Source organism: Alteromonas sp. W364 (genome assembly GCF_031846205.1).
GTDB classification, from domain to species: Bacteria; Pseudomonadota; Gammaproteobacteria; order Enterobacterales; family Alteromonadaceae; genus Glaciecola; species Glaciecola blandensis.
Genome location: NZ_JAVRID010000001.1, coordinates 418,034 through 438,559 on the forward strand (window position 1 = coordinate 418,034; position 20,526 = coordinate 438,559).

Consider the following 20,526-nt stretch of genomic DNA (forward strand, 5'->3'; position numbering starts at 1 on the left):
CTTAAGGCTAGTTAGCAAGGGAACTCATTGCCTTTGGCACCTTCATTCCCGTTAGCGTAGTGACTCCTGTTAAAATAGACCTTCTAGTGCTTCTCTTTTAAACCAGCAGCTACTTTGTCCATGCCTAATTGATAAAGTAGTTGTTCGGATAGTCTTTCAACCGCCTGACTCCCTTTCTCTGCTACTTCAATCGCTCTATGAAACTCGAGGATGCCTACATCTCTCAGCTGTGGTTCAATTAAAATGTCAGGTGGCTCGCCTGCTAACCTAGATCGTGTCACTCGTGCTTGCAAGATTTCCAGCGAACTACTCATAACACTGACAATACCAGGAGGCGTCGCCTTGTTTGGTTTAGGCTCCGGAGAAAACCACTTCTTCATAAAGCCTTCACTAGCGCGATCGAGTAAATCATCAGTACGCTTTTGATTCTCTTCATGTTCTTTTTCACATGTTTCTATCAATCTAGGACGAAAATCAGCACTGAGATTTACTGCTATCACAAAATCAGCACCTAGCTGTCGGCATTGATTCACCGGAACAGGGTTAACGACGGCGCCGTCAACTAACCAGCGGCCTTGGTGGTGAACTGGGCTGAATAGAGCAGGGATTGCGCAGGAAGCTTGAATAGAATCACCAAGTTCACCTTGATTAAAGACAACTTCTTTCCCAGAGTACAAATCTGTTGATACGCAAGCAAATGGTATATTCATCTCATCAAAGCGTTCAGCACAAAACTCATCTTTAAGTTTGTCGAATACTTTTTGACCACTTGCTAAACCACCACGCTTAAAGCCAACACCCAGTAATCTAAAAACTTGCCATTCGGTTAAGGTGTTTGCCCATGCTTCAAGTTCGTCTAACTTACCACTGGCATAGGCAGCCCCTACGTAGGCCCCAATTGAACATCCGGCGATGACATCAATTTGTATGCCGGCACGCTGTAACGCGCGAATAACCCCAATATGGGCCCAACCTCTGGCTGCTCCTGCACCTAATGCAAGTCCAATTTTCATGAAATTCCTTTTACAAGTTTGCTATTTGAATCACTAAAGATTCATCTATGTTAGTCGAAGAGACTTCTTCACTATTGAAGTCATACGCTTTACGTTCGGAACTGCGGTCTATTTGCAGCCCCTTGAAGTCAAATAAGTCGGTATCAGCCAATTGGCTCGGGATAATGCTCTTTGTAGCATTAAAGATATTCTCGACTCTGCCAGGCGTTTGTCTATCCCATTCATTCAACATTGCTTTCACGTTTTGACGTTGCAAGTTTTCTTGTGAACCACAAAGGTTGCATGGAATGATAGGGTACTCTCGAATTGCAGCCAGTGAAGCGATATCTTTCTCGCGGCAGTAGGCTAGAGGGCGAATGACGATGTTGCGCTTATCATCTGATAAGAGCTTTGGTGGCATGGATTTTAGCTTGGCACCATAGAACATGTTTAAAAAGGTTGTTTCCACCATATCATCCATGTGATGACCCAAGGCGATTTTAGTCGCGCCAATTTTTTCAGCGAAGGAATATAAACTTCCGCGCCTTAAACGTGAACACAATCCACATGTGGTTTTTCCATCTTCTATTTTGGACTTAACAACAGAGTAGGTGTCTTTATCGATAATATAATAAGGAATATTTTTCTGTTCCAAATAACTCGGTAGAATATCCTCTGGAAAACCGGGTTGCTTTTGGTCCAAGTTAACGGCGATAACCTCAAAATTAATCGGGGCTGATTGCTGTAAACTAAGCAAAATGTCCAACATCACAAAGCTGTCCTTGCCACCACTAATGGCAGCCATAACAACATCACCATCTTCAATCATCTGATAGTCTGCTATCGCTTTGCCCACATTTCTGCGAATGCGCTTTACGAGTTTGTCATTGTTATATTTTTGCTTAGGTAAGTTTGAAGTTTGAACCACTGTGTATGCCTGTGAATGTGCCGACCTATAAAAGTATGGATGATGCTCGCATACCTAATCTTTGGCGCACATTTTAAAGCTTGTTGTCTGGGTAAGCAAACAAGGAATGAAAAGAGATGCCCGATTTAGGCATCTCTTTGGTTTTGTGTAACAAAACGAGGGTGTTTGTTTATGGCTTTATGATGAGCGTGTCACAATTAACCGCATCGATAATCATTTCTGCAGTATTCCCCAACAGGGCTGCTGAAATACCTCTTCGCCCAACAGATCCTATTATCAGTAAATCTGCGTCCAGTTCATTACTTAGCTTAGGAATAACATCTTCAGGCAAGCCCTCTAGTACATGCATCGTAGCATCCTGAAGGGAATGAGTCGTGGCTAGCTCATTCAACTTATTCGTATGTCTTTCTTGTACTGAACGATTGTAAACTTCTGGCGCAAAATTCGGGACTTCCACGGCAATGTGCACAGGCGCGCCAGCATAAGAATTGGCCAAGTGAAGTGTTGAGTTCGTCAATTTAGCTAGCTCATTTCCTGTTTCAGCGATTTTATCACTCAAGCTTATATGCTGATCATCTTTAGCTGAAACACCAATAGAAGCAAGGACTTTACCATTATTTGTCCATTCATGATCTTTGACCAAAAGCACATCAACAGGCGCGTTGCGCAAAATATGCCAATCATTCGGTGTGAAAATACTAGATGCTAACATGCCATGCTTCTTAGTGGATTTCACAATCAGGTCACATGATTCTTCCTGGCAAGTTTCCACCACGGATTCATGCAACTTCTTTTGCCATTTAATCTTGGTGCTAATGTTAACGTCAGTAGTTAGTTCCTTTAGCAGGGCAGTTAGGTTAAGCGATTCATGTTCTAACATTGCCTGTTTCATTTCGTAGCGTTCGTCGCTTGTGAGGATCGCGGCCATGTCATATGACTTATCGTAAATTGAGGATAGGGCAACGACGCTAGCGCCGGTTTTTTCAGCAAGGAAAATAGCTCGATTGAGTGAAGGTTGTTGTTTTGTGCTTGGGTCAATGACAGCTAAAATTTTGCTACAAGTAAACATAGTGTTCTCCAGAACGTTGTTATCTATGTATATTGTAGATATTTATGGGCAATGTGCTAGTAACCACATTGCCCCAGATCAAGTTTGCGAATAATAAACTTAACAAACTTGGGTAAAGTTTATTTCCATATCGGGAAGGCGTTGCTTTATGCCGTCGAAATCACTAATAGTGATTAACTTGCCATCAACCTTAATCAGATCTTCTTTTTGGAATCGGGTTAGCAAGCGGCTAATAGTCTCAACCGTCAAGCCCAAATAATTACCAATTTCATTACGCGTCATCGATAAATTGAATTGCTTGGCGGAAAAGCCTCGTTCTTCAAATCGCTGAGATAAGTGACTTAAAAAGTGAAGAAGACGCTCTTCTGCGCTTCTTTTACTGAGTAACATCATCAAATCGTGGTCGTGTTTGATTTCAGCACTCATGAAACGCATGATTTGTTGTCTTAGTTTTGGAAATCTGACTGACATCTCATCTAAGGTCTCGTAAGGCAGTTCGCACACCATTGCAGTTTCTAACGCTTGGGTATAACTGCCATGCTTATCGTCTTTCAATGCGTCGAATCCGATAATATCGCCAGGGAAGTGGAACCCAATAATCTGCTCAACACCGTCTTTATCACTAACATAAGATTTAAATGAACCTGAACGTACGGCATATAATGAATGGAATTTGTCACCATAACGGACTAATTTATCGTTTTTATGAAGGGGTTTTTTTCGCTCAATGATATCGTCCAAGGTATCAAGTTCATTTTTGTTTAAACTAACCGGTAAACACAAATGACTAAAGCTACAACTTTGGCAGTGAATTGAGAGTTCTGGACCTTTTGCCATGACTTACTCTTTTTGATGATTTTCAGATCAATTATTACCTGTAACAAGGTCGTAGGTCAAGATCAAAGAAAACGCAAGTAGTAGAATAGCAATCATTTTTCGAGTGTATTTATGTTGAAAAATGGGCAGTAAGAAACCTGCACCAAGGCTAGTTGCCATGACCGCAGGTAGCGTCCCCAAGCCAAAGAACAACATCATCGAAGCGCCTTGATAAACACTTTCGCTTGCCAATGACCAACTGAGCATGGAGTAGACTAAACCACAAGGCAGCCAACCCCAAATCATCCCGTAAGCTATTGTGTATAATGGGTTTTTAAATGGGATAAGCTTTTTACCAATCGGGGAAATATGTCGCCAAAGATGGCTTCCCAGGCGTTCTATTGCTGAAAGGCCTTTGTACCAATCACTGATATAAAGTGCCAGCAACACCATAAACACGATGCTAATTATTTGAAATATTGGGAACGCGTTATTCGCACTGGTGCTTATTATGCTGCCAATATACCCTGTTAACGCGCCAGCTGCGGTATAACTCAATATACGACCAATGTTGTAGGCACAGATATAGGGGAGTTGTGAAACGTTTTTCGGAATAGCAAAGGTGAAAGCACTAGCAATACCGCCACACATGCCTATGCAGTGTACCCCCCCAGCAAGCCCAATTAAAAATGCACTTAATAGATTGAAATCGGGATTCAACGCTTTGGTTCTTTTTTGTCTTTAGCTAATTCAGCCTGTTGTTCGTTCGCGTTGCTATCCGCTGCGTCATTCGTCTTTTCAGCACTTTCTGACTTGATATCGTCATCAAATAGAATGCTGTACCCTTGACGATCTAAGTCTTCAAACTGATTACTTTTTACTGCCCAAAAGAATACACCGATAGCAATTCCGACGATGATAATGGCTAATGGGATCAATACATAAATGATACTCACGGCTTCTTCCTAGCTGTTGCGCATTAAACGCGTGGAATTATACACCACTATAATAGAACTTATCGACATCCCTAGAGCCGCCATCCAAGGTGTTAGAAATCCACCAATAGCAAAAGGTAATACAAGTATGTTGTACGACAGCGCCCACGCAATATTCTGCTTAATCTTTCGCTTAGTACGTTTGGCCATATTGATGACATGTAATAGAGAGGCTAAGTCTTGATTCAATAAAATAACATCAGCCGCATTTTTAGCCAGATCAGATGCATTTCCCACCGCGACGCTAACATCTGACACTGCTAAAACAGGTGCATCATTAATACCATCACCCAGCATTAATACACTGCGCCCATTTGCTTGAAGTTGTTTTATGTACATCAGTTTTTGTTCAGGTGCTTGTTCAGCCACGGTATTTTTAATATTTAGGCTGTTAGCGACATGTGTCACATTCTGTAAGGTATCACCACTTAATATTGTTTGCTCGTAGGGAGCTAAGGCTTTGATGACGTCTACCACATCTTCTTTTAACTTATCTCTTAACCAGAATGCTGAGACAAGTGTGTCGTTTTCACTCAGGAGTACGTTTGCCCCCTGAAGTTCATTTCGTTGTTGTTCACTGAGCGCTTCGGCCGGAATCTTCCCTAGAATGTAATTCGGAGAGCCGATACGGTATTGATTTTTTCCAATTTTACAATTTAAGCCTTTACCTATGACTACTTGCAAATCATCCACGGCGAATAAATCAGTCTGCGTTTCTAATGATCCGAATGCCTTAGCAATAGGGTGCTCAGACTGCAACTCTATACTTTTTGCGATGCTTCGATATTTATCGATTGACGCTGATTCGTTATCAGCAAACCAAGACTTGTCTATTGTGAATTCACCATGGGTTAATGTACCTGTTTTATCAAATACAATGTCGGTAACTTCAGTAAGCTGCTCAAGAGCGTCAGCTCGTTTAAGCAAAATACCTTGCTTGTTTAACCTAGCCATTGCGCATGTAAGGGCAGATGGCGTCGCCAAGCCTAGTGCACACGGGCAGGTTGCGACAAGTACCGATATCGTAATCCAAAAGGCGTGCTCATTGCCTTGGTAAGCCCAAAATGCATAGGTAAGTGCTGAAATCGTTAAAACAGCTACCACAAAGTAACGACTCAGTTTATCCGCAATGAGAGCCACTTTGGGCTTACTTGATAGGGCAGTTTCTTGCAATCTAAGTATTTGATTCACCATTGCATGTTTGAGGGTTTTACTTACCTTCAACTTGATAGCGCCATTTTGATTAATGGTACCGCCAAACACGGGGTCGTTAACTTGTTTTGTTACGGGCTCAAACTCACCGGTAAGCATTGATTCATCTAGTAGGGCTTTCCCCTCAACAATGAATCCGTCGACTGGAATAATCTCACCAGCCTTGACCAAAACGAGGTCGTCAACTTTGAGTTGTTTTGCTAGTACGGAGCGTGTCTCTTTGCCTGTCCACAAATTGGCAGTAACCGGGATATGCTTTAACATGTTTGAAGATATCTGCGTTGCTTTGTGTCTAGATCGATGTTCCAAAAAACGACTAATCAACAAGAAAAAGATGAACATGCAAATAGACTCAAAATAAACCTCTGCATTCGGTTTATTCACCGTAAAGAAACCAGCGATATAGGTTGCTAAAATAGCTATTGTTACCGGGATATCCATATTCACCGTTCGCGCCATAATTGCTTTCATTGCGCTGAGATAAAATACACTGCCTGCATATAACACCACAGGAGTCGTAAGGACTAAGCTTATCCAATTGAAATATTTAGTTGTTTCCGCATCGATATTACCGAATAAGTCGAAATACTGACCCATTGCTAACATCATAACTTGCATTGTCATCAAGCCCGACAGACCTACTTTTTTCAAAAAACTTTTTTGTTCTCGTTGATAAGAAGCTTCATGGCTATCAGCTTGGAACGGCAAGGATTCATAACCGATTGTTTTTAATTGTCTTAACACTTGGGAAAGTTTTAGAACGTTGTTGTCCCAAATGACCATTGCTCTGCGAGCACCAACATTGACAGATACCTGCTTTATTCCCTTTGTTTTAGCTAATTGCTTTTCTATTAACCAACCACAAGCGGCGCAAGTAATGCCTTCAACGGTGAGTTGAATTTCTTTATCTGTTCCAATATCAAAAACGAATTCTTCTTGTAATTCGGGTTCATCATAAACCGCTAACTTAGCCAAGGTATTATCTAAGGCTGCATCGCCACGAGCTGCTGGCTCTGTTCTAAATTCGTAGTAGCTTTCTAGCCCGTTATCGACAATTGAAGAAGCCACAGCTTGGCAACCTGGACAACACATTGAATGACTCACACCTAGAATCGTAACAGGGTATTTGTTGCCTTCAAGATTGGGTAGACCGCAGTGAAAGCAGCCGCCTTCTGGAATATTGATGCTCATGTTCGTTGACTAAGGCTCTAGTTTGATAGGAGAACGTGCCGGTAGATTTACATTTTGTTGTACTTTCCAAGCTTCATCTAAAGGCGTTAATCGAACTCGCCATTTACCTTGATAATCAGCGTCTGTGGAAGCTCTGTAGATACCATTTGCATCAGCGCTCAATAACACATGAAAATCTTTCTCTTCCTGAGTTACATGGAAAAAATCCAACTTCAATGCTTCTAGCGTGCTAGGTAGGCCTGAAATAAACTCAACTGAGATGATGCCATCATCAATATTGAATAATGTTTTTATTTCTAGCTCCTTGGCTGCCTGTATTTTATCTAAGCGTGAATTGATTGTTTTCCCTTCTTTGTAATAGTCATCAATGACTAAACTATCACTTCCGTCTGTAGCGTAACTAATGACAATCCCGCCGACAATAAAAGAGGAAAGGGGAATACAAATGAGAAACCATGGGTAGAATTGTTTGTACCAAGGTTTAATATCCTGCGTTTCCATAAAACTCCAAAGGTAAAATTGAGAAAGCTTTTGCTGAGTTTGCAACAGCGAGAGAAATTATACCGAATAAGATAAAGAAAAGCCCCGAGAACTCGAGGCTTTTTGTTCGTTTTTTACTGACTGTTAGACAGGCTATAAACGTAAGCGGCGACAACGTGAATTTTGTCTTCACCTAGTGTTTCTTTGAAGGCTGGCATAACACCATTTCGACCGTAATAAAGTGTTTGTGTCACGGATTTTTCATTCCCGCCATACAACCAAATATTATCAGTCAGGTTAGGCGCACCAAGCAATTGATTGCCTTTGCCATCCATACCGTGACATGCAGCACATACAGCAAAACGTGCTTTACCTTTTTCTTTCAAGCCTTGGTCAACATCTCTGCCACTTAAGCTCAAAGTATATGCAACAACCTCTGCAACACCGTCTTCACCCATACTGTTTAGCCAACCTGGCATTGCGCCTCGACGACCTAAAACGAGAGTTTCCTTGATTTTGTCACCAGATCCGCCGTACAGCCAATCATCATCTGTCAGGTTAGGGAAGCCAGATGCCGCACCCTTCGCATTAGAGCCATGGCATTGAGCACAGTTTTGCAAGAATAAACGTTGCCCAACTTGAATAGCTTCTTCATTTTCTGCTAAGACTTCAACTGGCGTCTTTGCGTATTCAGCGAAGATAGGGTCGAATTTTTCATTCGCATACTTCACTTGTAGCGCATATTCGTTCAAGTTACCTGCAGCAATGTCTTCTTCTAGCGCCAACTTTGACTCTTCTAAAGACAACACACCTTGATTTGAACTTGTCCAACCGATGACACCTTTAAACCCGCCTAGGCCTGGGTAGATAATCAAATAAGCGACACCCCAAACGATACAAATATAGAATAAGATCGTCCACCAACGAGGAAGTTGATTGTTTAACTCCTCAATGCCGTCGAACTCATGCCCCATAGACACGCCTTCTTCAACACCTGTTTTATTCGCGAGAGTCCATCGTAATAGGAAGTAACAACCTACGATAGTACCTAGAGATATCACTGATATCCAAATTGTCCAAAACATACTCATGAGTTTAAGACTCCTGATCTTTTTTATTTAATTCTTTCTTTTCTTCGTCATCGAAAACTAAGTTTGCTGCTTCATCAAAGCTTTTTTTGTTGCGGCTGCTGAATGCCCACAAACAAACGCCAACGAAAACAACAAACACGACAACCGTAAATATTGTGCCTATAGTCCCTTGGTCCATTATTTTAAATGTGTCCCAAGTTGTTGAAGATAAGCAATAAGGGCTTCCATTTCTGTTTTCCCTTTTACTGCAGCTTCAGCACCTGCAATATCTTCATCTGTATAAGGCATGCCTAACATACGATTAACTTCCATTTTCTTGACGATATCAGCACCATCAAGCGTATTTTCAGCTAACCACGGGTAACCAGGCATATTAGATTCAGGTACAACGTTTCTTGGATTAATCAAGTGAACTCTGTGCCATTCGTCGCTGTAGCGTTGACCAACACGGGCAAGGTCTGGACCAGTACGTTTGGAGCCCCATAGGAATGGGCGTTCCCACACTGATTCACCAGCAACACTGTAGTGACCATAGCGCTCAGTCTCTGAACGGAATGGACGGATCATTTGACTATGACAGCCTACGCACCCTTCGCGAATGTATATGTCGCGACCTTCAAGCTCTAGGGCAGTGTAAGGGCGTAAACCCTTCACTGGCTGAAGCGCTTGCTGATCAAACATCAAAGGTAATATTTGAGCCATCGCACCAAAACTAATCGCAATAAGGATAAGAATAGTGAGAAGGCCAACATTCTTTTCTAACAACTCATGTGGATTTTTCATTTTCAAACTCCTTATGCTGCAGCTGTTGCAGGTGAATCACTAGCAACGCTTTGTTTAGGGGCTAGAATCGTGCGGTAGCAGTTGTAGGCCATGATTAACATACCGACAACAACAAATAAACCACCAATGAATCGTACAATATAGAAAGGTTTAGAAGCTTCTAGCGACTCAACGAAAGAGTAGGTTAGTGTGCCGTCTGCGTTAACCGCTCTCCACATTAAACCCTGAAGTACGCCTGACATCCACATAGCAACGATGTATAGAACTACGCCGATAGTTGCTAACCAGAAATGCACGTTGATTAGCTTAGTACTATACATTTTAGGTTGACCAAACAATATTGGTACTAAGTGATAAATCGAACCAATGGACACCATTGCAACCCAACCGAGTGCACCAGAGTGAACATGACCAACTGTCCAATCAGTGTAGTGTGATAAAGCGTTAACTGTTTTAATTGCCATCATCGGGCCTTCGAAAGTCGACATGCCGTAGAAAGATAACGAAACAATAAGGAAACGTAAAACAGGGTCTGTTCTAAGCTTATGCCAAGCACCAGATAGCGTCATGATACCGTTGATCATGCCACCCCAAGACGGTACGAAAAGGATGATTGACATCACCATACCAAGTGACTGGGTCCAGTCTGGTAAAGCCGTGTAATGAAGGTGGTGTGGACCAGCCCAAATATACAAAGACACTAAAGCCCAAAAGTGAACGATAGACAAGCGGTACGAGTAAACCGGACGTCCTGCTTGCTTCGGTACGAAGTAGTACATCATTCCAAGGAAACCGGCTGTTAGGAAGAACCCTACCGCGTTATGTCCATACCACCATTGCATCATCGCATCTACTGCACCTGCATAGATACTGTAAGACTTGGTGAATGAAACAGGAATGGCCATGCTGTTACCTATGTGAAGTACAGCAACGGTTAGCATAAATGCACCAAGGAACCAGTTTGCAACGTAGATATGCGAGGTCTTTCGAATAACCAATGTCCCGAAGAAGTTGATGATATAAGCGACCCAAACTAGGGTTATCAGTATATCAATTGGCCACTCTAGTTCTGCGTACTCTTTACTTGCGGTAACACCAAAAGGTAAGGTCACCACGGCGGCAACGATAACAGCTTGCCAACCCCAGAATGTAAAAGCGGCTAATTTGTCGCTAAACAGACGGATCTGACAGGTTCGTTGAACTATGTAGTAAGAGGTAGCAAAAAGGGCACAACCACCGAATGCGAAAATAACAGCATTAGTATGTAAAGGACGTAAACGAGAGTAAGTTAGCCATGGAATGTCAAAGTTAAGTGCTGGAGCAAATAATTGTGCAGCAATTAACACACCTAGTGACATTCCAATGATGCCCCAAACAACCGTCATTATTGTGAATTGCCTGACTACTTTATAATTGTAATCAGGTTGTACTTGGCTTGTTTCGCTCATATTTTTATATCTTCCGCGTCGAGAAAAAATCACTATATCTCAAAGTGTATATTGCCCTTTTTTGCTTCCTAGTTGAGTAGTGTTAGCAAGTTGAGTAATCTACTGAGATATCACAGGTGGATAATAATGTTTTTAAATACAAAAAGATATATTACTTAAGTCCCACTTGATCTTCGTCAATAAAGGAATGTTTACGGTAAACAAAATGTTAAATAACAAGCCTAAAAAACACATAAAATCTAGGGGTGTTCTTCTAGTAATCCTAGTATTGATAGGACTTATAGGGGGTTATTACGAAAATGTAAATTTTTCAACTTATCAGGGTGCTGAGTGCGATTTAAGCGCATCTTCGTGTGAATTTAGACTTGAAAATGAGCAAATTTCCGTAAAATTTTTAAGTGATATCGTCGTCGAAGAGGAAATATTTCTAGAATTTGATCTGTCTCAAGGTCTTAAGCTTGAAAATGCATGGATAGAGGGAGTGAATATGTTCATGGGAAAAACCCCTGTTATTAAGGAAAACGAAGCTTATTTGACCTTTTTGGGCAGCTGTAATTTAGACACCATGAAATGGCGTTTAGTATTCACTGTTACCAATAAAAAAGGCCAAGAGTTTACACGCTCAGCCATTTTCTTTACGTACTTAGACTAACTTTCGTCAAAGCTGTCATCACTACATTTGTGATTGAAGGTAATTAGGTAAACCCAAGCGCTCAATTAAGCCTAACTGTTGTTCTAACCAGTGAGCATGATCCATTTCTGTATCATCTAACAAAATCAGCAGCATATCTCTGCTTACGTAGTCTTGCTCTGTTTCGCACAACGCGATCACTTCGCGAAGTTTTTCTGCCACTTCATATTCAACACGTAAATCACTTTGCAACATATCTGGAACGGTAGTTCCCAACTTGAAACCCACTCTAGTTTGCATATCAGGCTGTCCGCCTAAAAACAACATACGCTCAATCAGTTTAGTAGCATGACCTTTTTCGTCATCAAACTCATGGTTAATTCGCTCATATAATTTATTTAAGCCCCAATCTAAATACATTTGAGAATGCGCGAAGTATTGGTCCATTGCGGCTAGCTCATAGCCGAGGAGGGCATTTAAGCCATCGATTACTTTTTGATTACCTTGCATATTAATCTTCCTCTACTTGCGATTGTAAATAGTTCTGAATGCCCATTTGTTCAATTTGATACATCTGTGTGTCTAACCAATCAAAATGCTCTTCTTCGTAATCGAGAATAGTTGATAGTAGATCACGAGACACATAATCTAAGTGCTGCTCACATAATTCAATTGCACTTTTCATTTGGGGGACTTGTTTCAATTGAAACTGCATGTCGCATTCCAACATCTCTTTGGGCTCTTCACCGATATTAATTTTACCTAGCGCTTGTAGGTTAGGAAGACCTTCGAGAAAGAGAATTCGCTCAATCAATTCATCAGCTTGCTTCATGTCTTTAATTGACTTTTTGTAGCACACTTTATCGAGAGCCTCAAAACCCCAGTTTTTGTACATACGAGCATGGAGAAAGTATTGATTTATAGATGTTAGTTCTGTGGTGAGCACTTCGTTTAGTGCTTTGATGATCTCGGGTTTACCTTTCATGATAACCTCCTTAGTTTTTATACGCCAAAGTATACCTGAAGATTGATGCAGATCAAATCAAATAAGGAAAAACTCTTTATATTTCATGCCCATACAAAAGATAATGATTTTCATTAAGTCTTAGCTTAGCAATTGATAAAAAGTTAAGCCTAGGGTGTAGACTCCAGCAATTCAAAACTTTCTTCTGCAAAACCAAGACCGGCTTCAGTAAAGAAGTTAAATACTTTATCTACGCCAACATCCATCAACGGAGCTACCTCATCCTCATACCTAGCGATGGCAGCTATCTTACCTTTAAAACCGGCTGAACGAAGCTGATGCGTTATGTTTGACGAATCCTGAATGGATGGTAGGGCCAGCAAGACTAATTCAACTTTTGAAATGTTTACGTTTTCCCAAAGATCGATGTTTTCTCCATCGCCAAGTATTGCATTGTAATCTAACTCTTTTAACGCGCTGACTTTATCAAGGTCTGCATCCATCCCCGTGACGCCATTTTCCATTAATTTGGCTAGGGTGGTGAATGCCCCTTTACCAACACGACCCATGCCAATAACTAATACTCTTGTACCCTGCATACTCGGATAAACGTCTTCCTTTAAAGGAGATGGTTTTTGATAACGCTTTAAAAACTCTTTATGCTTTTTATAACTGTTATGCGATGTTCGATAAATAGCACTCGTAAAAACGAATGAAAACGACACACTAAGCGCTAGAATAACCAACCATATTTTATCCAACATGCCCACACTCACAGCAACCGCACCGACAATGAGACCAAATTCACTATAGTTACTCATAATAAGTCCTGACAGATACGACGTTCTCGCTCGTAACCTGAACTGAGTGAACAAAGTAAAAAATAGCATAAATTTTATCGGTAGCAACAAGGTAATTAACATAGCGATACCCGCTATTTCAAGTGTGGGTAGGGCGGTAAGACCAATTGTTAAAAAGAATCCAATCAGGAATAAATCCTTAAATGAAAGTAAGGATTTTGCTAACTCGTTTGCTTTTACGTGTCCCGCCATTAAAACCCCAAAGGTCAATGCGCCCAAGTCACCTTTCACTCCAACAAATTCAAATAAGTGATAACCGCCGAGCGCAAAAATAAAGCCAGTTAAAGGCAGTAGCTCGCCGTGACCAGATTGATCTAAGAGCTTTCTAAACAGTGGAGTTAATGGAATGAGTAACAACAAAGCTAGCGCCCAAGGAGAGGGGATCTTACCTGTTGCTGCTACCAAGAATAGCACGGCGAAGATATCTTGCATTACCAGGATTCCAATGGCAACTTTACCGTGTCTTGTTCTACTTTCTCCGCTTTCCTCTAATATTTTGACAACACAGACGGTAGAACTGAAACTGAAGGCAAATCCAATGAGTGCAATCGTTTCATTAGACAAGTCGCTTATATAAGGAAGGCCCAAAAAGCTGAACAAAAAAAAGGCTGTACTGACGATAGCTATCCACAAAGTGGTATGTAGAATACTGCTTAGCCAAATTTCCCGTTTCAACAAATCATTAATATTTAACTTGAGGCCGATAGTAAACAGCATAATGGTGATGCCGAGGTCTGCGATTTGTTGCAAACTTGCGTTGTTTTCAAAACCCCATGCATTAAGCACAAAACCGGCAATCAAATAGCCAATTAAAGGGGGTAAACCGATAAATCGGAATCCAAGGCCAAAAACAAAAGCGATGAGTAAAAATAGAAATTCCATTGAGGGTCACTTATTTTATAAAAATGTTTACGCTTTGAGAAAGCGTTTAATATCGCGAGCGACTCTGCGCACATCTTCCACCATAGGCATATGGCCAAGATCTTCATATATCGTTGTTTTAGAATCTAACATATTCTGCCAAATAACGTAGTCCTCTACAGGCATCAATTTATCATTGACTCCCCATATTAACATGGTGTCCGTAGAGTTAATTTTATGATCATGTGGTTGATAAAAATCATCTGGATTAAAAAAATCCCTAAACATATGAACATATTGTTCCCGTTTACCAATGTACTTGTTAGCTAAAGCCCTAAGCACAAATTTAGGAATGTAGGGAGGTTTAGTCATCACTAAGTCATAAAAATAGAAGAAGTCTTCTTCGTTATAGTGGTTAAATGGGTTTTGATTTGTTTTTGCCATTTGTAGCGAAAAGTCAGAACTTACACCAGCGGGATCGATTAGGATTGATTTTTGGATCCTTTCTGGACATATCTCCAGGAGTTGAGCGGCCATCAATCCCCCCATACTATTTCCGATGATATGAAACTGCTGAATATTAGCGTCATTTAACATCTCCAGCAGCAATTTGACTTGGTTTTTTGTACTGTAATTGTGACTGGATTTGTATTCAGTATCCCCGTGACCCAACAAGTCTGGGATGAATAACTGATAATCTTTCTTCAATCTCAGGGCTAGTCGATTCCAAATATATTTATCAGCACTAAAGCCGTGTACCAGTACAAGAACTGGCCGATCATTATTGAAGGTTGCTACGTTGCTAAGGTAATTTGTCTCCACATCAAACGCTTTGCTATAACCTTTATAATGTTTTAAAGAAGCTATTTTTGCTTCCAATTTATTTGCTGAGTCATAAATAGCAGTTGCGATAATGAAAGATGTATCTACTCTTAGTAGCAGTAGCCAGAGTACAACAATAACTAAAACGATAAGGGTAACAACAAGTAAAGTCATGGATTTCGTCTTTTGCTCGTATAATCTATATGGCCTTAGTATCTATCATTACGCATAATAAATCGAATGAAGATTAGTATAAAAATAGGACAAATCGCTGATTTACTTAGCAATCTGGATAATTAGTCTATCGAATTTTGCTTTTTTTTACTGTGGCTAGTATTGTTAACATGTTCCCTAGACGGCTTACACAGGATATGAAGTCACCAAAGACGATGGATGACGTGAATAAAAAATATAGGTCACCACAACTTGTGTCGAATATAAGCTCTGAAATTAATGCACTAAAAGCGGAGATAGCTAACCGCCTAATGTTAGCGCTCGTTATTTTGTGCTGTATTGGTTTACCGATATCCCTTGCTCGCTGGCCTAACCTTGGCTTTCAGCTTGTGTTTGCGGTGCATATATTATTAACTGCATCGACAATAATAATGTATTTCAGGCCAACAAAAGAAAACTATAAAGTCGACTACCTTTACATAAGCGCGTTTCTTACCCTTTTAGCTGCTATGGGCTTGTATTCATTCGGACTCCAAAGTGGGGGATTCATACATTTCATTTTTGCAGCATTTATTATCGCGGGCATATTCTCTCTAAAAGCGTCAATTATTTATTTAATATTTTCCTCTAGTGGCACCGCGATACTAGGGCTCCTATTCTCACAAGGTACAATTACACACGTGATCGAACCCAATATATATGCTAGCAGCATGGGCGCTTGGTCTATTGCAATATTCAGTGGTGTAATAACCAGTACGCTTTTTCTCACTGCCGGATATGCTTACTATAGGAAGTTGAAAAGCTCTCTTGAATTACTTGAAACACAGAATGAGAAAGTAGAGTATTTGGCCAATCATGATCATCTTACGGGCCTGACATCTCCAAGGCTTGCGCAAGAACAGTTAGACTTAACCTTAAACTTGGCAAAAAGACACAGTTTTAAGGCAGCCATTCTCTATATAGACGTCGATGACTTTAAGTTAATAAATGATGCACTAGGTCATGATGCGGGAGATTTTGCTCTTAAAGAAATAGCAAACCGCCTTAAGGATTTGATTCGAGATACTGATATTGCATGTCGCCAAGGTGGTGATGAGTTCTTGGTTATTTTGCACTATCCAGTGACCAAAGAAGCATGTGAAGAAATATGTCGACGCCTGATTAGCGCCTTTGATTCAAGACTTCCGTATAAGGAACATGAGATAAAAATCAATCTTAGTATTGGAGTTGCCATCTATCCTGATGACGGTGAAAGACAGGATGAACTGCGCATAAAAGCAGATAAAGCAATGTACACGACTAAGCATCAACAGAAAAACAATTACCTATTTGCGGATGAATTGTAGATAGGTCGTCAACAATTCCTAATTAGGCTGAACTACCGTTTAGGTCACTAATTTACGATATTATAATATAAGCCATTGATTAAAATGGCTTATATTGCAAAAATTAAATTGATACGTCTCTCATCTGCTTTAATGTAGACCCAAATTGGCTTCGCACAACTGGGTTAAATTCATAAATACCCATAAAGTTAATGTGCGCCCAAGCGATAACAGAGCCAGTCGATATTGATTCAATGACATTCATACGTTCATCATGTGAATCAAGAGACAAACAATAGTCAGACAAAAATAAGTAGTTCCATAGAATAATCATATTGCGTAACAAGGTATTACTGGCCATGACCAATTGAATCTCGTCCTGCAGACCGACTTGTAACTTACCATTTCTTCCAAACAGTACTTTGTCAGCAAGTTTTTGGCCTAACTCTACTCTGTTAAGCTGCTTTTGAATATTTTGCCTGAGCGCTTCATCGTCTACATAGTTTAAAATGAAGTGGGTCTTTAGCAAGCGTCCGAATTCTTTAAAGGCTTGATATAGTGTGTTGTCTCGCTCACTACTGGTTAACATTTTTAACATTTGTGAAGCACTGCAGCGCTTCAACTTCATAGACGCAATAAGCCTCAATATATCATCCCAATTTTCCAATATAAGTTTCTTATTGATTTGCCTCTTTGGCGCTAATGGCGAACCAGAGTATTTGCTTGTTGTTTTAGACTCATAAGCATAAAGAGTCTGATGATGAACATTCTTAATGCGTGGTGCAAAAGACACGTCCATGAAATGCAAACCCGCAAACACAGCTTCAGTATAACCATGCGTGTCGGTGCTATGAAAGTGCTCCTCTATATCGCCTTGCATCAATGCATGTTTTGATGAAACTAGTCCTTCGAGGACATAAGGCGCCTCGCGATCTGATGACGTTAAAACATTGACATGAAAAAATGACTGCTTTTCGTCAAGAAAACTATTAACGCTTATCCCTTGTTCTTTGCCGTAATATTTGTATGAATCATTTGCAAGCAGTGAGTTCACGTTAACCACAACTTTCTTACCATCGCTACTTGAATGTAGTCTGCCATCATTTTCATTATATATGGTTGATCTTCCCACAGTTAGGATCACCAATTCTTCAATATCTACCTTAAGTGTGAATCGGTTCTAATTTTACAGGTGCTTCTTAAATCTTGAACGCCAGATTAAACATCTCCAACTTTTCAGAATATTAATAAGTTTCAGTTTAATACTTAAACTCAAATTTATTCGAGTTTAAGTGGTAGTTTTGTCCTACTAATTTGGGGTTTTAGAGATTTTCCTGAAGAAGTAAGACCAGTCAAAACATTGGTTTCGACAAATAGCGTAAAATAGACGAAAAAAAAGACGGTAATTTAGATGAAAAAATATAAAGACAACTGAAAGTAATGGAAACACTAAAAAAATAGCAGCTTCGAATGTTACTTCGCCCAATAAATTACAAACATCATTATTAGACAATTATATTGTAGACGTTCAAATTAATATCGCACGATCTGGCCTTTTTCAAAGGAGTCCTAAATTAAACAGCACTAATTTTGTTTAGCATTCTTTTGCAAGCTGAATGTCAATTAAACCGGAGCAAGACTAGTTCTTGTGGATTTTGAAAATGTGATGGTAAATGTTATTTCGTTTTCTGAAGACGTTGCCAAAATATCACCACCATTAATTCTAATTACTGATTTAGCAATTGTTAATCCAAGTCCGGCTCCCTGCCCATCTCTTTTGCGAGAGGGGTCAGCTCTGTAAAATCGGTCAAATAACCTAGCTAAATGTTTTTTAGAAATCGTTTCACCTTGGTTAATAACCGATATCGATACCCGTTCTGAGGTTTCTTTGGTTTCAATTACAATGTCGTTATCAACTGGCGAATATCTGACTGCATTGGATATTAGGTTACTTAACGCTTGTCGAAGCATAGTTCTATCACAATTAACTGTAACGGTTGGGCCAGCTAACTGTAAGCTTATATTTTTTTCATCAGCAAGGAGTTCGAAGTATTCTAGCAAGTCTTTAATTTCACTATTAACATCAATGTTTTCTTTGTTTGGTTTTATTAAGCCATGCTCAGTTTGCGCAAGTAGTAACATGTCGCTGACCATTTTCGTCATACGGTCGAATTCTTCAAGATTAGAGTAGAGCATTTCTGTATATTGTTCGTTACTTCTAGGTCTGCTTAACATCACCTGAGTTTGTGTGGTCAAATTAGTAATGGGCGTGCGCAGTTCATGGGCTATGTCGGCTGAGAAAAAAGATAAGCGAACAAAACCATCTTCGAGTTTTTGCAGCATAACATTGAACGAATCAACTAAAGTGAGTAGCTCCATTGGCACCTCTTCTGAACTGATCCTTGCGTCTAGATGGTCAGCTGATATTGTTTCTATTTTTCGGCTTAGTTTTCGCAGTGGAGAATGGCCTCTATATATGGCGAACCTAGCGGCTAAAATAGTGATCACGGCAGCACACAAGGTAATTAACCACAGCGTTTTCTTAAATTCATCCATATACGTCATATGGAATTCCATGTTAGACGCAACTATTACACTGAAATTGGTTTCGACATTATCTATTAAAATGGTTGCATTTAGTTTTGTCGCTCGGAACATATGCTGAGAATCTTTAAATAGCAGCAGATGCTCTGGTTTAACAGATGTATATGTCCGCGCATATTCTGGGTAGAAGCTAAAATCGACTTCTTTGCTGGTATAAAGTACGTCTCCCATTGCGCTCTCCACATGATAATAAACTCCATGATGCCCTGATACTGCATCTTCAAGTGTGTCTGCTGGAGATGTTTTTTGTAAGCCTGACTCCGCGAGTTGCTTATTAACAGCAACAAATACTTCGTTAAGTTCTCCAGCATCTTGTTCAGTAAAATGTTGCTCTATTGAACGCACCACAATCTCATGCATAATTGTTAAGCATACCACCACCGCAAAACCGACTAGTATCGTAGAGCGAAATGCAAGTGAGTTTGGGACGCGAAACACCTTATTCATTATTAGCCGCTGAAATTTTGTAGCCCATACCACGGATGGTTTGGATAAGTTTCACTGGAAAGTCATCATCGATTTTGGCGCGCAACCGGCGAATAGCAACATCAATAACATTGGTATCACTATCGAAATTGATATCCCATACTTGTGAAGCAATGAGAGAACGGGGTAATACTTCACCTTGTCGTCTAACCATAAGCTCTAACAATGTAAACTCTTTAGTGGTTAGGTTGATGGTTTTGCCCGCCCTTGTGGCAATACGAGAGGGAATATCTAGCTGTAAGTCGGCAATTGCGAGTATATTTGTGGGGGCTGCTATCGTGCGCCTTACTAAAGAGCGCACTCTTGCAAGGAGTTCAGCAAACGCAAAGGGTTTGACCAAATAGTCGTCCGCGCCTAATTCTAATCCCTTTACTTTATCCTTAACACTGTCTCTTGCGGTTAAAAACAGTACTGGCGTATGGTTACCGGCCTCCCTCAATGAACTCATTATCTTCCAACCATCTATATCAGGTAACATCACGTCCAGTATCACGAGTTCAAAGTTTCCCGTCATTGCTTTGTGATGACCATCAAGTCCATTTCTGACTAACTCAACAACAAACCCCGCCTCTGACAAGCCTTGTTTAATATAGTCGCCGGTTTTCACTTCGTCTTCTACCACTAGTATTTTCATGCTTGCTCCATTTGTATCCGCTATTTCTGTGCAACTCTTTGGAAAATATCGAGCGAATGCACAACTGACCGTAAACATCGGCTCATGCCGATAGTATAAAGGACTAATTTGTTGAATAAACATCAGATGACAGAAATGTAATCTATGTGTAATCGTCTTG

At 40.4% G+C, this 20,526-nt stretch carries 21 protein-coding genes; 2 read left to right on the top strand and 19 right to left on the bottom strand.

Annotation, left to right across the window (positions count from 1 at the left end; all coding sequences use genetic code 11):
- Positions 1-83: 83 nt before the first annotated feature.
- From rssA to ccoN, 12 genes are all read right to left on the bottom strand, one after another.
- Positions 84-1,013, bottom strand: coding sequence for a patatin-like phospholipase RssA (gene rssA, locus RM556_RS01845; RefSeq protein ID WP_311360249.1), 930 nt, complete (start codon positions 1,011-1,013; stop codon positions 84-86).
- A 10-nt stretch (positions 1,014-1,023) separates the two neighbouring features.
- Positions 1,024-1,920: a tRNA 2-thiocytidine(32) synthetase TtcA gene (gene ttcA, locus RM556_RS01850; RefSeq protein WP_311360250.1), complete on the bottom strand. Its 897-nt coding sequence runs from the start codon at positions 1,918-1,920 to the stop codon at positions 1,024-1,026.
- Positions 1,921-2,089: 169 nt separating this feature from the next.
- Complete coding sequence (gene uspE / locus RM556_RS01855; protein WP_311360251.1) at positions 2,090-2,989, bottom strand: universal stress protein UspE; 900 nt, start codon at positions 2,987-2,989, stop codon at positions 2,090-2,092.
- 99 nt (positions 2,990-3,088) lie between these two features.
- Positions 3,089-3,826, bottom strand: a complete 738-nt coding sequence (fnr, locus tag RM556_RS01860) for a fumarate/nitrate reduction transcriptional regulator Fnr (protein ID WP_311360252.1) — start codon at positions 3,824-3,826, stop codon at positions 3,089-3,091.
- Between the two features lie 27 nt (positions 3,827-3,853).
- Positions 3,854-4,525, bottom strand: a complete 672-nt coding sequence (locus RM556_RS01865) for a sulfite exporter TauE/SafE family protein (protein ID WP_311373704.1) — start codon at positions 4,523-4,525, stop codon at positions 3,854-3,856.
- Entirely contained in the window at positions 4,522-4,761 is a 240-nt protein-coding gene (gene ccoS, locus RM556_RS01870) for a cbb3-type cytochrome oxidase assembly protein CcoS (RefSeq protein WP_311360254.1), read from the bottom strand. The genes RM556_RS01865 and ccoS overlap by 4 nt, the downstream gene beginning before the upstream one ends.
- Before the next feature lie 9 nt (positions 4,762-4,770).
- On the bottom strand, positions 4,771-7,203 hold the full coding sequence (locus RM556_RS01875; RefSeq protein WP_311373705.1) for a heavy metal translocating P-type ATPase: 2,433 nt from the start codon (positions 7,201-7,203) through the stop codon (positions 4,771-4,773).
- A gap of 9 nt (positions 7,204-7,212) precedes the next feature.
- On the bottom strand, positions 7,213-7,704 hold the full coding sequence (locus tag RM556_RS01880) for a FixH family protein (protein WP_311373706.1): 492 nt from the start codon (positions 7,702-7,704) through the stop codon (positions 7,213-7,215).
- A 113-nt stretch (positions 7,705-7,817) separates the two neighbouring features.
- On the bottom strand, positions 7,818-8,774 hold the full coding sequence (ccoP, locus tag RM556_RS01885) for a cytochrome-c oxidase, cbb3-type subunit III (protein WP_311360257.1): 957 nt from the start codon (positions 8,772-8,774) through the stop codon (positions 7,818-7,820).
- Between the two features lie 4 nt (positions 8,775-8,778).
- Complete coding sequence (locus tag RM556_RS01890) at positions 8,779-8,952, bottom strand: CcoQ/FixQ family Cbb3-type cytochrome c oxidase assembly chaperone (protein WP_311360258.1); 174 nt, start codon at positions 8,950-8,952, stop codon at positions 8,779-8,781.
- The gene (ccoO, locus tag RM556_RS01895) at positions 8,952-9,557 is read right to left on the bottom strand and encodes a cytochrome-c oxidase, cbb3-type subunit II (protein ID WP_311360259.1); all 606 of its coding nucleotides are present in this window, start codon (positions 9,555-9,557) and stop codon (positions 8,952-8,954) included. The genes RM556_RS01890 and ccoO overlap by 1 nt, the downstream gene beginning before the upstream one ends.
- Before the next feature lie 11 nt (positions 9,558-9,568).
- Entirely contained in the window at positions 9,569-11,005 is a 1,437-nt protein-coding gene (ccoN, locus tag RM556_RS01900) for a cytochrome-c oxidase, cbb3-type subunit I (RefSeq protein ID WP_311360260.1), read from the bottom strand.
- A gap of 205 nt (positions 11,006-11,210) precedes the next feature.
- Between ccoN and RM556_RS01905 the strand changes: the two genes are divergently transcribed.
- The gene (locus RM556_RS01905) at positions 11,211-11,657 is read left to right on the top strand and encodes a hypothetical protein (RefSeq protein WP_311360261.1); all 447 of its coding nucleotides are present in this window, start codon (positions 11,211-11,213) and stop codon (positions 11,655-11,657) included.
- Positions 11,658-11,678: 21 nt separating this feature from the next.
- Here RM556_RS01905 and bfr (RM556_RS01910) read toward each other — a convergent pair whose 3' ends face one another.
- From bfr (RM556_RS01910) to RM556_RS01925, 4 genes are all read right to left on the bottom strand, one after another.
- Entirely contained in the window at positions 11,679-12,146 is a 468-nt protein-coding gene (gene bfr, locus RM556_RS01910; RefSeq protein ID WP_311360262.1) for a bacterioferritin, read from the bottom strand.
- Between the two features lies 1 nt (position 12,147).
- Complete coding sequence (bfr, locus tag RM556_RS01915) at positions 12,148-12,621, bottom strand: bacterioferritin (protein ID WP_311360263.1); 474 nt, start codon at positions 12,619-12,621, stop codon at positions 12,148-12,150.
- A 149-nt stretch (positions 12,622-12,770) separates the two neighbouring features.
- Positions 12,771-14,342: a cation:proton antiporter family protein gene (locus RM556_RS01920; protein WP_311373707.1), complete on the bottom strand. Its 1,572-nt coding sequence runs from the start codon at positions 14,340-14,342 to the stop codon at positions 12,771-12,773.
- Between the two features lie 27 nt (positions 14,343-14,369).
- Entirely contained in the window at positions 14,370-15,317 is a 948-nt protein-coding gene (locus tag RM556_RS01925; protein WP_311360265.1) for an alpha/beta hydrolase, read from the bottom strand.
- Positions 15,318-15,514: 197 nt separating this feature from the next.
- On the opposite strand from RM556_RS01925, the gene RM556_RS01930 reads away from it, so the two are divergent.
- The gene (locus tag RM556_RS01930; RefSeq protein WP_311373708.1) at positions 15,515-16,663 is read left to right on the top strand and encodes a GGDEF domain-containing protein; all 1,149 of its coding nucleotides are present in this window, start codon (positions 15,515-15,517) and stop codon (positions 16,661-16,663) included.
- Positions 16,664-16,766: 103 nt separating this feature from the next.
- Here RM556_RS01930 and RM556_RS01935 read toward each other — a convergent pair whose 3' ends face one another.
- From RM556_RS01935 to RM556_RS01945, 3 genes are all read right to left on the bottom strand, one after another.
- Entirely contained in the window at positions 16,767-17,774 is a 1,008-nt protein-coding gene (locus RM556_RS01935) for a Tn3 family transposase (RefSeq protein WP_311373709.1), read from the bottom strand.
- Between the two features lie 491 nt (positions 17,775-18,265).
- A complete protein-coding gene (locus RM556_RS01940) occupies positions 18,266-19,693 on the bottom strand; it encodes a heavy metal sensor histidine kinase (protein ID WP_311360268.1) in 1,428 nt (475 codons plus the stop codon).
- Positions 19,686-20,366, bottom strand: a complete 681-nt coding sequence (locus RM556_RS01945) for a heavy metal response regulator transcription factor (RefSeq protein ID WP_311360269.1) — start codon at positions 20,364-20,366, stop codon at positions 19,686-19,688. The genes RM556_RS01940 and RM556_RS01945 overlap by 8 nt, the downstream gene beginning before the upstream one ends.
- Between the last annotated feature and the right edge of the window lie 160 nt (positions 20,367-20,526).